The sequence below is a fragment of the Desulfobacter sp. genome (genome assembly GCA_028768545.1).
Classification (GTDB): Bacteria; Desulfobacterota; Desulfobacteria; order Desulfobacterales; family Desulfobacteraceae; genus Desulfobacter.
Window position 1 is genome coordinate 4,315,076 of record CP054838.1, and the last position, 16,740, is coordinate 4,331,815.

The 16,740-nt window shown below is 46.8% G+C and carries 13 protein-coding genes and 4 pseudogenes; 5 read left to right on the forward strand and 12 right to left on the reverse strand.

Annotation, left to right across the window (positions count from 1 at the left end):
- From HUN05_20960 to HUN05_20995, 8 genes and pseudogenes are all read right to left on the reverse strand, one after another.
- Positions 1-810 (reverse strand): flagellar hook capping protein, encoded by an 810-nt coding sequence (locus HUN05_20960; GenBank protein ID WDP87290.1) that lies wholly within the window; start codon positions 808-810, stop codon positions 1-3.
- A 12-nt stretch (positions 811-822) separates the two neighbouring features.
- Positions 823-2,502, reverse strand: a complete 1,680-nt coding sequence (locus HUN05_20965) for a flagellar hook-length control protein FliK (GenBank protein ID WDP87291.1) — start codon at positions 2,500-2,502, stop codon at positions 823-825.
- Between the two features lie 630 nt (positions 2,503-3,132).
- Positions 3,133-3,582, reverse strand: a pseudogene (locus tag HUN05_20970) (hypothetical protein).
- Positions 3,583-3,739: 157 nt separating this feature from the next.
- Complete coding sequence (gene fliJ, locus HUN05_20975; GenBank protein WDP87292.1) at positions 3,740-4,198, reverse strand: flagellar export protein FliJ; 459 nt, start codon at positions 4,196-4,198, stop codon at positions 3,740-3,742.
- A 10-nt stretch (positions 4,199-4,208) separates the two neighbouring features.
- Positions 4,209-5,549 (reverse strand): annotated as a pseudogene (locus HUN05_20980) (FliI/YscN family ATPase).
- On the reverse strand, positions 5,546-6,547 hold the full coding sequence (locus HUN05_20985) for a flagellar biosynthesis/type III secretory pathway protein (GenBank protein ID WDP88171.1): 1,002 nt from the start codon (positions 6,545-6,547) through the stop codon (positions 5,546-5,548). The pseudogene HUN05_20980 and the gene HUN05_20985 overlap by 4 nt, the downstream one beginning before the upstream one ends.
- Positions 6,534-7,547 (reverse strand): flagellar motor switch protein FliG, encoded by a 1,014-nt coding sequence (gene fliG / locus HUN05_20990; protein WDP87293.1) that lies wholly within the window; start codon positions 7,545-7,547, stop codon positions 6,534-6,536. Before fliG ends, HUN05_20985 begins: the two co-directional genes overlap by 14 nt.
- 3 nt (positions 7,548-7,550) lie before the next feature.
- Positions 7,551-8,627: a hypothetical protein gene (locus tag HUN05_20995; GenBank protein ID WDP88172.1), complete on the reverse strand. Its 1,077-nt coding sequence runs from the start codon at positions 8,625-8,627 to the stop codon at positions 7,551-7,553.
- Here HUN05_20995 and HUN05_21000 point away from each other — a divergent pair.
- The 3 genes and pseudogenes from HUN05_21000 to HUN05_21010 all read left to right on the forward strand — a co-directional run bounded on the left by HUN05_21000 (position 8,512) and on the right by HUN05_21010 (position 10,650).
- Positions 8,512-9,012 carry an Lrp/AsnC family transcriptional regulator gene (locus HUN05_21000; protein WDP87294.1) on the forward strand — a complete coding sequence of 167 codons (501 nt, stop codon included), beginning with the start codon at positions 8,512-8,514 and terminating at the stop codon, positions 9,010-9,012. The two genes, HUN05_20995 and HUN05_21000, sit on opposite strands and share 116 nt — an antisense overlap.
- Before the next feature lie 36 nt (positions 9,013-9,048).
- Positions 9,049-10,311 (forward strand): annotated as a pseudogene (locus tag HUN05_21005) (diaminopimelate decarboxylase).
- A gap of 27 nt (positions 10,312-10,338) precedes the next feature.
- A complete protein-coding gene (locus HUN05_21010; protein WDP88173.1) occupies positions 10,339-10,650 on the forward strand; it encodes a divalent-cation tolerance protein CutA in 312 nt (103 codons plus the stop codon).
- 20 nt (positions 10,651-10,670) lie between these two features.
- Here HUN05_21010 and HUN05_21015 read toward each other — a convergent pair whose 3' ends face one another.
- The 3 genes from HUN05_21015 to HUN05_21025 are packed head-to-tail and all read right to left on the reverse strand — an operon-like array spanning position 10,671 to position 13,405.
- Positions 10,671-11,531: a tetratricopeptide repeat protein gene (locus HUN05_21015; protein WDP87295.1), complete on the reverse strand. Its 861-nt coding sequence runs from the start codon at positions 11,529-11,531 to the stop codon at positions 10,671-10,673.
- Positions 11,532-11,540: 9 nt separating this feature from the next.
- Positions 11,541-12,164, reverse strand: a complete 624-nt coding sequence (locus HUN05_21020; GenBank protein WDP87296.1) for a hypothetical protein — start codon at positions 12,162-12,164, stop codon at positions 11,541-11,543.
- 26 nt (positions 12,165-12,190) lie between these two features.
- Positions 12,191-13,405, reverse strand: coding sequence for an ISL3 family transposase (locus tag HUN05_21025; GenBank protein ID WDP87297.1), 1,215 nt, complete (start codon positions 13,403-13,405; stop codon positions 12,191-12,193).
- Positions 13,406-13,961: 556 nt separating this feature from the next.
- Between HUN05_21025 and HUN05_21030 the strand changes: the two genes are divergently transcribed.
- A complete protein-coding gene (locus HUN05_21030; GenBank protein ID WDP87298.1) occupies positions 13,962-14,810 on the forward strand; it encodes a hypothetical protein in 849 nt (282 codons plus the stop codon).
- On the opposite strand, the pseudogene HUN05_21035 reads toward HUN05_21030, so the two are convergent.
- Positions 14,758-15,972, reverse strand: a pseudogene (locus tag HUN05_21035) (ISL3 family transposase). The gene HUN05_21030 and the pseudogene HUN05_21035 overlap by 53 nt on opposite strands.
- Positions 15,973-16,177: 205 nt before the next feature.
- Between HUN05_21035 and HUN05_21040 the strand changes: the two are divergent.
- Positions 16,178-16,735: a hypothetical protein gene (locus tag HUN05_21040; protein WDP87299.1), complete on the forward strand. Its 558-nt coding sequence runs from the start codon at positions 16,178-16,180 to the stop codon at positions 16,733-16,735.
- Positions 16,736-16,740: the final 5 nt, after the last annotated feature.

Consider the following 16,740-nt stretch of genomic DNA (forward strand, 5'->3'; position numbering starts at 1 on the left):
CTAGCTTTCAAGTTTAAACCCAAGGTCTGCACCCTGAACCACCCCTTCATCCACTTCAATAATGGGCTGGTTCGAGGTGATGGTTTTGCCAAGGTAACTCATGGCGGAATCCACAGGGGTATTATCATCCTCAATCGTGTTCACTGAACTTAAGGAGTCAGGATCAAGCAGAATGCCCTGGACCACGAGATAGGCCTTATCATTGGAGTAGGCAATGCCTTCCACCGTGCCGGTGACCTTGTTGGGCACCTGGGCAAACCCTGAGCCGGTATTGCCCAGAACCGTGTAGGTATAGGTTCCGTCTTCCACTGCCTTGCCGCTGTTGTCTGTTCCGTCCCAGGAAATCAAATGAGATCCGCTGCCCTTTGTGCCCAGGGGCAGATTCTTGATGGTATTTCCGTCGGCATCGGTGATTTGGACAATGATCTCGGTATTCCGGGAAAGGTTGAAGAATCCACCCGAGACCTGCCCTTCTTTGACCTGCATGGAATCCACCTCACCGGTCACCTGTTTGCCCATATATCCCATGAGATCTTTTTCAGAATCATTGGAAAAGGAAGTTGCCAGACTCTCCATGCTTTCATTGAGGGTCATGAGCTGTTCCAGCTGGGAGAACTGTGCCAATTGAGCGGAAAATTCAGAGCCTTCCATGGGGTTGAGGGGATCCTGATTCTGGAGTTGTGCGACCAGCATGGTTAAAAAGGCATCCCTTCCCAGGGCATCACTTTTTTCATCTTTTTTAGTTTCTGTGGACTTATAACCGCTGACAAGGCCGTCAAGGGCTGAATTTCCAGATGCTGAAACCGTCATTATCTCTCTCCTTTAGGCAACAAAATGGTATGACCCGTCCAGAAGTGTCCCGGCATCTGTGAGAACCGGATCATCTCCCATTTCCAAATTTTTCCCGTCAATTCCCTGTTTTCCCCTGCCTGAATTTTTCTTGTTAGAATTGCCTGCCTGAGTTCCGGTATCGGCCATGGACTGCTTAAAATCTGAACTCATATTCACATCAAAACTGTCCAGGCTGATACCGGCACTGGTCAATGCGGTCTTTAGTTCATTGAGATTAGACGTCAGCATCTCTTTTGCCGCATGATTTTCAGTGATAATGCTGACCTTGATACTATTGTTCACATTATCGATGGTCAGGCTCAGCCGTCCGAGGTGTGCCGGTTTGAGCTGAAGCGTAAGGCTGGTCTCCCCCTGGTTCACCGCCCTGACAATACTCTTGTTTACCTGGTGGGTCACATAAGAGGGCAAGGCACGTTCCGGGGCTTTTGCCCTTACCGTGCTGGCGTCAACCTCATTTTTTCCCGCAGATACGAGATTGGAGGAAAAATCACTTGCCTGGGCTGTTTTTGTTTTCGTCTTTGGCGCAAAATGATTCTCGGACCTGCCCTTTTTCTCTTCTGCGGCATCACCGTTCCCATGTTTTGAGAATGCCGCCTCCATCTCCTTTAAAAGAGAGGACACCCCAGGTTCGGAACTGGTCGAAGCTTGAGAAGAAAGCCCGGTCTTTGCATTTTTCCCCTTGTCCGGGATCATGAGATCATTTTTAAACTGGTCCTTGACCTGCTGAAACGAAAACTCAGGCACACTGGTTTTATCAGAGGCCAGGGCAACCGACTGAAACAATTTGTCAATCATGGCAGTGGTTGACTCTTTTGCAAACGCTTGAGTCCCTGAATTTCCTGGCTGATCCGTCCCCTGCTTTTGTTTAATATAGTCATCAAACACCCCAAGCAGGTCTTTTAAACTGATTTTCCCTTCTGTGTTACTCTCCATGGCAACCGTGTTTGACAGGCCGAGCATCTTGTCGAGGATGGATGATGGATCTTTTATTTCAATAACAGATCCGGCCTGGGCATATTGGGTTTGAATCTCTTTTAACTCGTTGGCAAGGATATTAAGGCTGATCCCCTGGGGTCCTTTGTCTGCCGCTTCAATCATTTTTTGAACAGCATCCTTTGAAAGACCTAACTCATCTAACAGGCTGATGATAAAAGGAAGTGCGGAGGTCTCCAAAAAAACATCTTCTGGCTCTGCATTCTCCTCAGGCAAAATTTCCAGGTCAGAAAGACCGGCCATGACCTGGTCAAAGGAAATCTCTTTTGTTCCTGCCTTTTCTTTTAACCCGGCAATAAGATCAGCCACTTCATCAGGATCAAATCCCGCTTTGATTAACAGCTCGTTAAGCGCATCCAGGCCCTGGGGGTCAATGGTAAGCTTAGTCAAATCACCGCCCGACATTTTCAAAAGCAGGGTCTCCAGGTCAGACAAAAAAACCTGTCCGCTTTTGTCCGCAATTACGCCGTTATCGGTTGACGCCTCTGGATCAGAGATCTTGTTGCGTTCACCTTTTTGGGCAACCTGTTTGAGCACGGAGTCGAACCCGGCCCCGGCTGCCGGCAGTCTGTCTATACCCAAAACAGAGGCTTTTGCCTCACCGGCCCGGACCATATTCGGCATTGTATTTGTCATGTCAACCAAGTGCATATTCATAAACCACCTATATATAAATTCCTATGGATCCAAATAAAAGCAACCATCATGCCAGTATCGGTTCAAAGAAATTTGACCTGTATTTTCAAAAGCTTACAAGATAGTTTGTTTTTGAATACTTTTTGAATCCCCCGGATTTGGAATATATTTCCCCGTGTCTGGACCTTTCAGGGAAAATATTACCCAGGGCTCAGGCCAATAGATTTTGAGTCGGCCTAATTTTGAATCGGCATGATGATAACGACCTTCCCAGTCGTTGGCAGAAACAGCACGGCGATTAAAACTTTCGAAAAACCAAAGAAGATATGGATGTTTATGGGGGGCTCAAATTAATTTTCCGATCTGGTTCAAAAGCACCCATAAAATTATACCCTTCCGTATAGTTCAAACGGAATGTATTTATGAGAACCGCTATAAATATGGAATAGGATACCTTTGGCTGGATCTTTGGAAAAATGATCCCCAATATATTTCAAACCCGCTTTATTGGCTGGATTAAATCAACGGCTGAATGGTTTAAGGACAAATGATTTCAATAGAGGGTAAAGGGTTGAGGTGTCGGCAGGATAAATCCAAGAAAAAAGCCATTCATATGATCTTTGCATGGGCATCCTATGGGCAAAAAGGGGACTATTTTTTCTTAAAGGCAAGTCTTTCACTTATTTTAGCAGCTTTTGCTGAATCTACAAATGAAAGGATCTGTGATGCAGATGCTTCCCGCATCCTTAAAAATATTTCCTGGGCCACTTCAAGTTCCATTTTATCGACAATCAGAGCAGCAGCCTTGGGTTTCATGCCTGCGTACATTTTTACCAGACGGGCCATTTTAGCCTCAAAGGCTGCATCTTTTTCCAACTATAGCCGGGTCTTTTTTTCTTCCAGGTTTGCCAAATCATTGTTGATCTGTTTTTTAAGGGCAGTGAGAGCCGCCAGTTTCTCATCAATCTGGGCCTCATAGGTTGCAAGCTCTTTTTTCTCCTGGTCAAGGCTCTCTTTGGCCGAGGCAATGGCCTGTTTTTTCTCTTCAAGCCCCCTTAAAACAACCTTGGCCGGATCAGGGCATTCAGGGCATTCAGGACATTCAGGACAGGGCTCAGCGGTTGCCTCCCCTTCTTCCGGGGGCGCTTGTTTTTTATCATCGTCTGCAGCAAAGGCCATGGACAATTGAACATGGGATAAATCCACAACCTGAACCCCGGTAATGAGAAAAACAAGTCCAAGACAAAAAATAATATATCTAAATCTGTACATTTATAATCTCCCTGGCCTTTTTCAATGATGCGATTTCATCCAGTTCCTTTTGTTCCTGACGGATTATCTCGCGGGTGTATTCATCGGCCCGTCTTTCCCTTAACCGCTCCATGGCTTTTTTGTCAATGGTTCTTTTTTTCAACAGGGATCGTTTTTCTTCCATCATCTTTTCCAGTCTAATTTTCCGGTCCTGCTCTTCTATGATCATCCGGTCCAGCACGGACAAAAACCCGTGGTGGAGATTAAACTCTCTGGAATTCACCCCTTTTTCCACAAGATGATCCAGCCTTAAAGCAGAGGTTTCACGATTTTCTTTCAAGGTCTGAATCTGGTGTGTGCATTCATTCATCTGGGACACGGCCTTGGCCATTTCCTGGCGGGCCATTTGTTCAAGATGGCGTTTATATTTGAGCAGGGATTCAAGTTTAAATTCAAAGCGTTTCATGGGCCCCTAATTATCTACCCGTGATCTCTACTGCAGATTTAAGTCCTGCCACACTGGCGGGATGATCCATTCTGACCTCTATGTTCTGCCTCAAAAACTGATTAATCCTCGGCATCAGCCGCTTTGCCTGATCCACATTTGGATCAGACCCGTCCACATAGGCACCGATGGTGATCATATCTTCCACATTTTTATAGGCAGCCATGATGTTTATCGCCTTTTCCCTCACCGCCATATGATCGGATTCACTCACATCCCGCATCACCCTTGATACACTGGCCATGACGTCAATGGCCGGGTAATGGCCCTGGTTGGCAAGATCTCTGGACAATACAATATGTCCGTCCACAATGGAGCGGACCGTGTCTCCCACAGGGTCATTCAAATCATCGCCCTCAACCAATACCGTATAGATTCCAGTGATGGATCCCCCGGATTCAAGTGCGCCTGCCCGTTCAAGCAGAACAGGGATCTGCACAAAAAAAGAAGGGGTATACCCCCTTGTGGTGGGCGGTTCTCCGGCGGCCAGACCCACATCCCTTACTGACATGGCAAACCGGGTAATGGAATCCACCATGAGCAGAACATTTTTTCCCTGGTCCCTGAAATATTCGGCAATGGTGGTGGCAAGATAAGCGCCGCGCATCCTTGTCAGGGGAGGAGAATCTGAAGTCGCGGCCACGACAACGGCCCGTTTAAGCCCCTCTTTTCCCAGGATATCTTCCACAAAATCCTTAACCTCCCGGCCACGTTCGCCGATCAACCCGATAACCACCACATCCGCATTGGTATGTTTGGTCATCATCCCCATGAGCACACTTTTTCCCACACCAGACCCGGCCATGATGGCCACCCACTAGCCCCGGCCCAGGGTAATCATTGAATTAATGGCGCCAATGCCCACATCCAAGGGTTCTTTAATGGATTTTCGTTCCAAAGGTCCTAGGGGTTTACCGTAAAGATAATAGGAACAGGTTGAACCAATGGGTCCTTTTCCGTCAATGGGGTCCCCCATCCCGTCCACCACCCGGCCGAGCATCTCATCGGAGACGCCGACCATGGGCGAAGATGCCACCGGAATAATCCGGCTTCCCAGACTGATTCCCCGGATAGCGCCAAAGGGCATGAACAAGGCCTTTTCCCCTTTAAACCCAACCACCTCCGCCTTGACTGCCAACCCCAGGTCATTGATAATGCTGCAGATCCCCCCGACACCAAGACCTAAACTGTCCCCTTCTGCAATCAGGCCGATGACCTGGGAAACCCGGCCTTCGGGCATCACCGTTCTGGCACCGTCCACCGCCCTTAGATACGGGGTGAAATCAAGGCTGTCCAAACGATCTTTTTTCATGAACGGCCCGCCTCTACAATGGCGTCATATAAGGCCTTAAGCTTGGATTCAGGATCTGTGGATATGGTGGCAGCAGCGCTCTCTATACGGCAGCCGCCTCTGGGAATCATGGAATCCGATGAAACCGATACATGTTTTAAGGTTCGCACAGATTCAAAAAATTCGTCTTTAACCATCTGAACATATTCATAATCATCCGTTGAAACGCTCAAAGAAATCTGTTCAGGTGCCACAAGGGATTTTAAGGCATCCATAATCGTATGCTTAACCACCTGTTCATCCAGTTCGAGTTTGGCCAGCACCGCTTTTTGGGCAATCTTATAAACCAGCTCAACAATCTGCCCCTCATACCGCTTCAACAGCTTATCCAGCAATTGATCCGCCGTTTCAAGTGACTTTTTAAAAGGATCCAAAATTTCAGCCATCTGGCCTGCGACCTCGGCTTGAGCCTTTTGTCTTCCTATCGCTTCTCCTGCTTCAATCCCCTGGGCTTCCCCCCGGGCAAACCCGTCAGCCTCACCTTTTTGGACACCTTCAGCCTCCCCTTTGGCAAATCCTTTTTCATACCCCTCTTTTTTACCTTCGGCCTCGCCTGAGGCCCGGCCCTGAATCAGGCCCTTGGCAAACCCCTGCTCAAATCCCAGCTCTTCAGCAGAGGCCTGGGGCACCTCCTCTTCAGCAGGGGTATCCTGTTCTTCGAGCCCTTTGGATTCAGGCAGATCCTGCTCTCCACCGGTTCCCTCGATCAAAGGTTCAAAAACATCCTCTTGGGTGATCTCTTTGCTAAAGGAATAAAGGGCCTCAAAAAAGACATCCTCCTCTTCCAGTTCAGAAGGGTCAAACAACATTTTAAACCGGTTAAAATCAGGTTCCTGATCCTCTGTCTTCTGGGAAAGCTCCTGCTCAAAACTCTCAAGAGACCCCAGATCAATGGGTTTAAAGTCTTCAGTGTCCTGAGGATCATCAGGATTGGGCTTATCAATATCAGACAAGGACATCATCCTTTCCTTTCCCAAGCGTTATGGTGCCGTCAGCCTCAAGCTCTTTGGCCGCTCTGACCACTGCCTGCTGAGACTCTTCAACTTCTGCCAAACGAACAGGCCCCATGGCTTCCAAATCATCCTTGAGCATTTCACCAGCCCGCTGTGAAAGATTGGAAAAAATCTTTTCCTTCATCTCTTCTGTGGCCGTCTTCAATGCATAGGTGAGCTGCTGTCCTTCAACCTTCTTGAGAATTTCTCTCATGGCGGTATCACCAATGCCGGTCAGATCCTCAAAGACAAACATGAGGTTCCGGATTTCATTGGCCATTTCCGCATCATCCTCTTCAACATATTCCATGACCGAGTCTTCAGTGGATTTATCCACACCGTTGATAATATCCACCAGCACTTCCAGGCCCCCGGCTTTGCCGCCCGGGCCGACAGCGCCTGAAAGTTCGTATTTCAAGGCTTTGTCCACATCCCGGACCACATCCTCGGAAATCTGCCCCAGGCGTGCAATTCTCAGGGCAATATCCCCTTTTTGCTCGTCAGGCAGGCTCATAATGATCTCTGAAGAAATTTCCGCCGGCATGTGGGCCAGAATCATGGCAATGGTCTGGGGGTGATCTCCCTCCACATAACCTGCCAGGGTACCGACATTGATATTCCGGCTCCAGATAAAGGGTTTGTCCTGTTTTTTCTTTTCCAGGTCCTCCAGAATCGCTTTGGCATCTTTTTCTTTAAGGGGCTTGGATACCACACTTTTAATAAAGGCATCCCCTTCCACGATCATTTTGGCATCACCCTCAAATTTTTCCACAAAATCCAGGGAAACCGCTCTGAGCATTTCCGGAGTAATATGGTCTATTTTTGACATTTCAAAGGCAATTTCAGAAATTTCCTGTTCATTCATTTTTTCAAACACAGAGGTGGCGTAATCCTCTCCCAATGTCATAAGGAAGATTGCGGCTTTCTGGCACCCGGTCAAATTTTTAGGATCCAATACATCTACCATGATTTACTCCTCTGCTTCCTCTTCAGTTTCACTGACCCAGCCCTTGATAATATTGATGGTCTTAAACAGGTCTTTATTGGCATAATATCGGGCCTTTTCATTGGGAGACATGTTTGCCAGATAGGCTGCCCGCTCACTGGCGGACATCTTCTTGATGAATTCCTCTTTCTGCTCTTCGGTCATCATTTCTAAGAATTCACGCTGCTGGCTGGCATCCATGTCAACAAACTCAGGCTCTTTGTCCCCTTCTTCAAGAAGCGCAAGCTCTTCGGGTGACGGCAGGGCTTCCTGCTCGACCGTGACCTTGATATCCCGGACCGTCTTGATGATGGGCCGGATAATAAACAAGAAGAGCACCAATACCAGCAAGAGGTTTGCAATGAGGCGGCCGTATTCCTTCTGGACCATTTTCCATCCGGTAATTTCAGGTTCAGCCCCTTCAAGCTCTCCAATGGAAGCAAAGGGAAAACATTCCATGGAAACCTGGTCGTTCCGGTCCTCACTGTATCCCATGGCCTTGATCACAATGTTCTGAAACTGCTGCATTTCCTGGGCAGGCCTGGGCACATATACCCGTTTGGTCTCTCCGGTCTCATCGGTCTGAAATTCGTAACTGCCGTCAATCACGGCAGCCACTGACAACCGTGTCAGGGTCGACATGGGTTTCTGGGTCTGCCGGCTCCGCCGGCTGATTTCATAGTTGACCGTATCATCTTTCTTGTTAACCCGTTCGTTGGTCTGCTCCCCGGCCTGCTCGTCTTCGGTGATGAGATTCACGCTGGAAGGAATACCGATGTCATCGGTAATCTGGACAATTTTTTCCGCTTTGTTCTTACGGCTGCGGATAAACTCTCCGCCCCGTTCAAAGGGATCATAAATTTCTTCGTTCATCTTATTTTCAGAAAAATCCATTTCAGAGGTAACCCTGACAATGGCCTTGTCCTTGCCCACGATCCGTTCGAGCATGGTCTGGATCCTCTGGGTGAGGTTTTCTTCAAACCTGACCTTGTACTGGTATTGGGAATCGGCCAAATTTTCCGCATTGATCCTGGCCTGTTCAGCTTCTGTGGAAGTGTCCAGAAACATCGGTATGGCGCCTTCGGCTGTCCTTGAACGGATTAAAAAATTAGAAGCCCGCGGGATCATCCAAGGCTACGAAGTCAGGCTGAACCCTGAAATGTTTGACTGCGACATGACCGCCTTTATTCACATCAAGGTCCACTCGCCGGCACTGATTCAGCCAACCGGAGAACAATTAACCGCAACAGAACAGGTCCAGGAAGTTCATTACCTGGCCGGAGGAGACACCCTCATGGCCAAGGTCAAAACCTCTGGGAACAAGGAACTTGAGTCTGTTATTCAACAACAAATCGCATCCATTGAGGCCATTTGTGCCACGAAAACGTCAATTGCCCTTTCCACCTTTAAAGAGAGCGCTAAAATAAAACTGCCAGACCAGATTTAACAGATCTGCTGCCAATCGTATAAGGAATCTTACACCATGCCCATGTCAATTGATTTTAAAACCAGACTGGCACCCATACTTGAAGAAATTGTCAAAACCTTTGGCACCCCGTTTCATATTTACGATGAAACCGGTATGATCGAAACCTGTAACCAACTCAATCGTGCATTTGCCCCCATTAAAGGGTTTAAAGAATTTTTTGCCGTCAAAGCCCTGCCCAATCCCCATGTCATGGACATTCTCAAATCCCGGGGTTTTGGGTTTGACTGCTCCTCAATTCCTGAAATCTCCCTGGCCCGTCAAGTCGGCAGCAAAAGCAACGACATCATGTTCACCTCCAAAAATACCAGTCTGGATCAGTTTAAAACAGCCCTGGACCAGGACGGGTGCATTATCAATCTGGACGACATATCTTTGCTTTCAAAGCTTCCTCAAATTCCGGAAATGCTATGCTTCAGGTACAACCCGGGTGCCAAACGAAACGGCAACACCATTATTGGCAATCCTGTGGAATCCAAATACGGGGTCAGCCATGACCAAATTTTCAATGCCTATTAAAACGCCTGCCAAGCCGGTGTTAAAAGATTCGGAATTCACACCATGCTGGCCTCCAATGAACTCAACTTTCAGTATATGGTTGATACGGCAGATATGCTTTTGGACCTGATTCAAACAATTCATGACAGATCAAAGATCCAATTTGAATTTATCAATATCGGCGGCGACCTGGGCATTCCCTATACACCGGATACCCCGAAATTTGATATCCAGTCTATGTCCCAAGGCATTATCCGCTCTTTTAAGGCCTTTGAACTCAAAAACAACTGGGTGCCCAAACTCTATATGGAAAGCGGCCGGTTTATCACAGGCCCCCACGGTGCCCTGGTGACCTCGGTCATCAACCACAAAAACATTTACAGAGACTATGTGGGGGTGGACGCCTCCATGTCCGCCCTGATGCGGCCGGGGATGTACGATGCCTATCACCATATTCACATCAATGGAAAAGAAAATGCCCCCCGGGTTAAAACAGTGGATGTTGTGGGGGCCTTGTGCGAAAATAACGATAAATTTGCAGTTCAGCGGGACCTGCCCCAAACCTGCGAGGGCGACATCTTGGTTATCCATGATACAGGGGCCCACGGCCATGCCATGGGCTTTAATTATAACGGACACTTAAGACCCAAGGAATTGATGCTCAAACAGGACTTGAGTGTTGAACTGATCCGGCGAGAAGAAACCATAGAAGATTATTTTGCAACTTTGAATTTTACCCCCAAAACCTTTAAGGCGGGGTAAAAAAACAAAGCCCACCAAGGAGGGATGATGACCCATATCATGGTGCTGGTCACCTGTTCAACCCAACCCCGTGCAGACGGCCTGGCCCAGGCAGTAATAGAAAAAAAACTGGCCGCCTGTGTTCAGATCCATCCTGTCACAAGTCTGTATACCTGGAAAAATAAAATCCACAAAGATGCTGAGTACAGACTGATCATTAAAACCAGGTCAACACTTTACCCGGAACTTGAAACCTTTATCAGAGAACAACACGAATACGAGGTGCCACAAATCGTACAAGTGCCCATTAAAAAGGGGTTAACGGCCTATCTGAACTGGATAGACCAGAGCACAAAATAAAAACAATCACCCCCCCCTTGTCAGGCAAATTTTTTATCCACAAATTGTTTTGCCTTTTCAGGGTCATCCCCCCGGCATTTACCCTTTTTACAGGCAAACTCCAGGGCCTTGGCCCGGTCTTTTCCCTCCACAGCGCACCACATCATTCCGGACAAGGCCCCGAGCCCGTCCGGATTCAATGCCAAAGCGTTTAAAAAGGCTTCTTCGGCCTGGTCATGGCAACCGTTTTTATACAGACCCCATCCGGCAAGGTCCTGGACCAGGTAAGATTCGGGACAAAGGGCACGGGCCTTGTCAAAAAAGGTCAAATCAATGGGCCTGTCCTGATCTCCCACATAGTTCAGATATAAGGCATTCAGGGCCGAACCCAGAGAATCCAGCCCCGCCACGCTGATATGCTCGGGCCAAAGGGCGATCCTGCGTCCTTTAAATCCCACTCCGCAATGGTCAAGCCAGTCAAACAAGGCATGGCGAAACTCTGAAAACCCGTCATCAAAAGCCAGGCTAAATTCTGATCCAAGACAGATATTATCACGGGTATCGTGTAAGCGGACCTCAATGAACACCGTGTGTTTCGAACAAAGATAGGTTCCCTCCATCCAAAACCTAACCTTTTGTCTTTTTCCCAATTCCCGAATATCTTTGAACGGACCATTGCCATGGCAATAGTCTGTCAAGTCCTTGGACCCGGGAAATATTTTTTTGACCCGCCAGCCAAACCAGCACTCCAAAAGGCCCTGGTGAAGGCAAAACAAATTGCCAAGCAAAAAATGGACACCAAGGCCGACCCCATTCATATCCTGGCCTGATACCGGCTGAAACGGCATCACAATCAGCTTGGGCCTCTCCTGTCCCAGATTAATTTTTTCTTTGTCAGACATATGTTTCCTTTAAATTTTAAACTGGTTTAACTGAAGATAGAGTATCTTGGCCATATTGCTTCTCAAATTGGCTTCAAGGCTCTCCTTGTCATCCTTTGACAATTCATCCCAGGTTTCAGGCATAAAATTAATTTCCAGCTGGGAAAACCGCTCTTCACGCCTGGTATGAAGTATCCGCCGGCTATTTTTCCGGCTCAATGACAAATGCATGGACACATAGGAGCGGGGCAACTGGCTGATCAGTCCCAAAAGAATTTTTCTGTCTGAAAATCCATAGCCAAACATGCCCTGGGTTTGACGTACCTGCCTGGGCACAATTTCCAAAAGCATGTCCACCTCACCGGCCTTGAGGGCTGATGCATCCTCAACAACCTCAACGGCGTACCCCTTTGCCAGAAGGTAGTCAACCACAATATCGGTAAACTGGTCTTTGAGTTCAAGATCTTCAACCACCAAGGCTTTTTGATTGACCGCAAGGGTCTTTTGTTTGATATAATAGGGATGTTCGGGAAATAAATTTAGCACCCCGAATTTTATGGGCAAAAGCGCCCCCTTTTCTGCTCCGGCCCCGAAACAGCCGGAAAATCCCACCACCATGACCAGGATTGCAAATAATTTAATTAGGTTTTTCACAGCACGCTCCATATATCAAATCCGGTTCATCCGATTAATGCGTACCTTTTATTGTGAAGGTCCAAAAGTTTCAACCTGAAAAACTCCGAATCCCTGTATCCATAAGCTTTCCGTTTCATGGTTTTTATCTTGTTATTTGTCCCTTCTAAAGGACCTGTAGATATCCTGTAATCATAGTATGAAAGGATTCTTTGCCTGTGCACAGCCAAGGTCTTGGCAAATTTCATCAACATTGGAATTTTGGAAATATTGGCCAGATTGATCCAATTGCTGACTATCTTTTCAGCTGTTTCTTTTTTCTTTTGATTCCATATTTGCCTGAGTTCCTCTTTCATGTAGTAGACTACCAATAGCGGCTGATTTATTTTCAATGCTTCTTCTAACCGTTGGGCCTCCTTCTTGTCATCACTGAGGTTTTCGGGATTTTTTAACAAAAGCCACCGGACTCCCTTCAGAAGTTTTTGTTGCCCGGTATTGGCAAGAAGGTTGTAGAGCTTTCGCCTGAAATCCGACAGTTTCTCATTGAACAATTTAACAACATGAAATCTGTCAAAGACAATTGCTGAACCAGAAAGATTTTCAATAACAGCACTCAAGTATGCCGGGGACATATCGATGCTGACGGCTTTGATTTTTGCTTTCGATATTTTCACTTTTGTCCAAAAAGATTTCAAAGCTTCACCACCTTTTCCTTCTCCCACGTGCAGAATTCTACCGGATTCCAGATCCATCACGATGGTCAAGTATTTATGCCCTTTCCCTATGGAAATTTCATCTATGGCAATCTGCCGGACTTTCTCAAGGGGGATATTTCGATAACGCCTCAGCAGGTCTTCTTTCTGGATCTGCTTTATCGTATCCCAGCTGATCCTTAAATGGATGGCAATATCTTTGATTGTCATGAACTGAGACAACTCCAAGACATACCGTTCAAAAGCCCGGGTATAGCTTTTCCCCTCCTGGGCAAAGGATAGTTTGATTTGCCGGACAAATTGACAGAACGAACACCAAATTCTCTGGATAGCCGTCCTGAGAATCACGGGTTTTGAACCTACCGGTATTGTTCTGAGATCTCTTGTCACAATCCCTTTCCTGGTGACGGACCTGGAATTACATTCCGGGCATTTTACCGCCTCCGGTTTTGGTATGAGTTCAAAAGTGATTATTCCACCGATGAAACGTGTTGTTTTATAAAAGTAGTCACGAAGGCCAAAGGCATGGTATATGAAGCTTGTGGACATTAATTCATTCTCCGATTTTGTGCGAATAACACAAAAAAATTAGAACATGATCATGTTCACACCATCATTTCAAGCATAAAAATCCTTACTGTGTTATTGCCTTCCCAGTGATGTTTCTCAGTCCAGGTACGCGATTTTCTGATGAACCTCAAATCCGATTCAAATGTTAAGTTCCAATTCGGTTTAACCACCTGTTATTTGTCATTTCACCTGAAAGATCAAGGCGATTTTCATTCCAGCACGGTTTGGCGCCTACCTTAACATCATTTTGTCTTCAGAGGCAAACTTTGACCGGATGCGAGCATTCGGCCAGCACCACCGGCCAAAGACCTGTAATCCCTGGTTGGCTCTGAGTTTGTTTCCAGAACCGGGCCCCATCCTATCCTGGGGGTACTAAAATTCATCCAAATCTATGAGTCATCCATATTTTGTTTTTACTTGTGCCTTGATCCAGATCGGCTTTCCTTTTATATTATGGCATTCTCTTTTTTAAGAGACTGTTGTCTTAAAATATCATGAATCAAACAGGCAACCCCGGAAGAACGAGGTGAAATTTATGACAAAACGTCCCATACCCATCAAACTCAAAGAGATTGGCGATATTGTTGCCCGTCACCTGGGAGATAAGGAGACCATAAATTGTTATATCGGCTCCAATGCCGCCACCCCAACCGCCAGTATCCAGGGTCTCACCCATGCCATAAAAAACAATACCGGGCAGCTGCCCTTCATGAAAATGATCCATATCCTTCTCCACGGCCCTGTCCCCTATGTGGAAGAGGGGCTCCAGGACCGGGTCAAGGCCTATTCCATATTTTCCGGCGGTGAGGTCAGGGAGGCTGTAGACCAGGGTCGTGCCTATTACCTGCCCTGCACCCTGGTCAATATGGACCGGCTTATGGGCAAAGGCTGCGGCTATGAAATCGATATGGTCATCATGAAGGTTCGGCAGAATACCGCCACAGGGGAATACAGTTTAGGCCTTTCCGTGGATGCCATCCATGCCGCCCTTGAAACAGCCACCCTTGTCATTGCGGAGCTGGATCCATCCATGCCCTTTACCCAGGGCCAGAGCGTGATCTCCCAAGAAGACATCGATTATATCATTGAAGAGGGTATAAAACCGGTCTACACCTTTGAGGCGCCTGATTTTGAGCACCTGCCCAATGCAGACAAAAGGATCGGCCAGCTCATTACCGAACATTTTCTTAAAGACGGCACCACCCTCCAGGTGGGGATCGGAAAAATCCCGGATGCTGTGGTAGGTGTCATTGCCACCTCGGGATATAAAGATCTTGGGGTTCAGACTGAACTTTACGGGGACGGCCTGATGCTCCTTCAAAAAAAAGGGTTCATCCGATTAATGCGTACCTTTTATTGTGAAGGTCCAAAAGTTTCAACCTGAAAAACTCCGAATCCCTGTATCCATAAGCTTTCCGTTTCATGGTTTTTATCTTGTTATTTGTCCCTTCTAAAGGACCTGTAGATATCCTGTAATCATAGTATGAAAGGATTCTTTGCCTTTGCACAGCCAAGGTCTTGGCAAATTTCATCAACATTGGAATTTTGGAAATATTGGCCAGATTGATCCAATTGCTGACTATCTTTTCAGCTGTTTCTTTTTTCTTTTAATTCCATATTTGCCTGAGTTCCTCTTTCATATAGTAGACTACCAATAGCGGCTGATTTATTTTCAATGCTTCTTCTAACCGTTGGGCCTCCTTCTTGTCATCACTGAGGTTTTCGGGATTTTTTAACAAAAGCCACCGGACTCCCTTCAGAAGTTTTTGTTGCCCGGTATTGGCAAGAAGGTTGTAGAGCTTTCGCCTGAAATCCGACAGTTTCTCATTGAACAATTTAACAACATGAAATCTGTCAAAGACAATTGCTGAACCAGAAAGATTTTCAATAACAGCACTCAAGTATGCCGGGGACATATCGATGCTGACGGCTTTGATTTTTGCTTTCGATATTTTCACTTTTGTCCAAAAAGATTTCAAAGCTTCACCACCTTTTCCTTCTCCCACGTGCAGAATTCTACCGGATTCCAGATCCATCACGATGGTCAAGTATTTATGCCCTTTCCCTATGGAAATTTCATCTATGGCAATCTGCCGGACTTTCTCAAGGGGGATATTTCGATAACGCCTCAGCAGGTCTTCTTTCTGGATCTGCTTTATCGTATCCCAGCTGATCCTTAAATGGATGGCAATATCTTTGATTGTCATGAACTGAGACAACTCCAAGACATACCGTTCAAAAGCCCGGGTATAGCTTTTCCCCTCCTGGGCAAAGGATAGTTTGATTTGCCGGACAAATTGACAGAACGAACACCAAATTCTCTGGATAGCCGTCCTGAGAATCACGGGTTTTGAACCTACCGGTATTGTTCTGAGATCTCTTGTCACAATCCCTTTCCTGGTGACGGACCTGGAATTACATTCCGGGCATTTTACCGCCTCCGGTTTTGGTATGAGTTCAAAAGTGATTATTCCACCGATGAAACGCGTTGTTTTATAAAAGTAGTCACGAAGGCCAAAGGCATGGTATATGAAGCTTGTGGACATTAATTCATTCTCCGATTTTGTGCAAATAACACAAAAAAATTAGAACATGATCATGTTCACACCATCATTTCAAGCATAAAAATCCTTACTGTGTTATTGCCTTCCCAGTGATGTTTCTCAGTCCAGGTACGCGATTTTCTGATGAACCATTATTACCAACAAAAAAAAGAAAATCAACACGGGATATTCAACCACCAGCCTGATCATGGGCACCCAAAATCTATATGACTATGTGGACATGCGCTCCCAAGTCCAGATGCGGCCGTGCATGTATACCAATGCTGCCGGCACCATCCAGGCATGCAGCCCTTTTCTGTCCGTAAACACGGCCATTGGCGTCGATTTAAGCGAGAATGTATGGGCGGATTTCATTGACCCTTCCCGGTATTACGGTGGCGTGGGCGGCCAGCCTGATTTTGTCAGGGCGCTTAGCCACAGGCACTACGGCACACCGGTGATTGCCATGAAAAGCCTTGCCCGAAGCGGCAAGTCAAAAATTGTACCGGCCTGCCCCTCAGGCATTACCCTTACGGCATCTGCCTATGACGGGGTGGAGATTGTCACGGAATACAGAATCGCAGACCTAAGGGATCTGCCGTTGGGATTTAAAGGCCTTGCCATTGCCAGTATCTCCCATCCAGATCACCGGGAAACCTTGCTCAAAACCATTTTTGATGATCCGAGGATGACAAAGCCAAAAGGATTTTCCTTGGATAAAATCCCGCCCGGGGTAACCATGTATTCAGGAAAAGTGGGATTGTAACAGCC

Bases quoted from the DNA above. Each gene is read 5' to 3' on its own strand.
- HUN05_20960 (WDP87290.1), bottom strand. From the start codon at position 810: ATGACGGTTTCAGCATCTGGAAATTCAGCCCTTGACGGCCTTGTCAGC.
- HUN05_20965 (WDP87291.1), bottom strand. From the start codon at position 2,502: ATGAATATGCACTTGGTTGACATGACAAATACAATGCCGAATATGGTC.
- fliJ (WDP87292.1), bottom strand. From the start codon at position 4,198: ATGAAACGCTTTGAATTTAAACTTGAATCCCTGCTCAAATATAAACGC.
- HUN05_20985 (WDP88171.1), bottom strand. From the start codon at position 6,547: ATGTCCTTGTCTGATATTGATAAGCCCAATCCTGATGATCCTCAGGAC.
- fliG (WDP87293.1), bottom strand. From the start codon at position 7,547: ATGGTAGATGTATTGGATCCTAAAAATTTGACCGGGTGCCAGAAAGCC.
- HUN05_21000 (WDP87294.1), top strand. From the start codon at position 8,512: ATGGTCTGGATCCTCTGGGTGAGGTTTTCTTCAAACCTGACCTTGTAC.
- HUN05_21010 (WDP88173.1), top strand. From the start codon at position 10,339: ATGACCCATATCATGGTGCTGGTCACCTGTTCAACCCAACCCCGTGCA.
- HUN05_21015 (WDP87295.1), bottom strand. From the start codon at position 11,531: ATGTCTGACAAAGAAAAAATTAATCTGGGACAGGAGAGGCCCAAGCTG.
- HUN05_21025 (WDP87297.1), bottom strand. From the start codon at position 13,405: ATGTCCACAAGCTTCATATACCATGCCTTTGGCCTTCGTGACTACTTT.
- HUN05_21030 (WDP87298.1), top strand. From the start codon at position 13,962: ATGACAAAACGTCCCATACCCATCAAACTCAAAGAGATTGGCGATATT.
- HUN05_21040 (WDP87299.1), top strand. From the start codon at position 16,178: ATGGGCACCCAAAATCTATATGACTATGTGGACATGCGCTCCCAAGTC.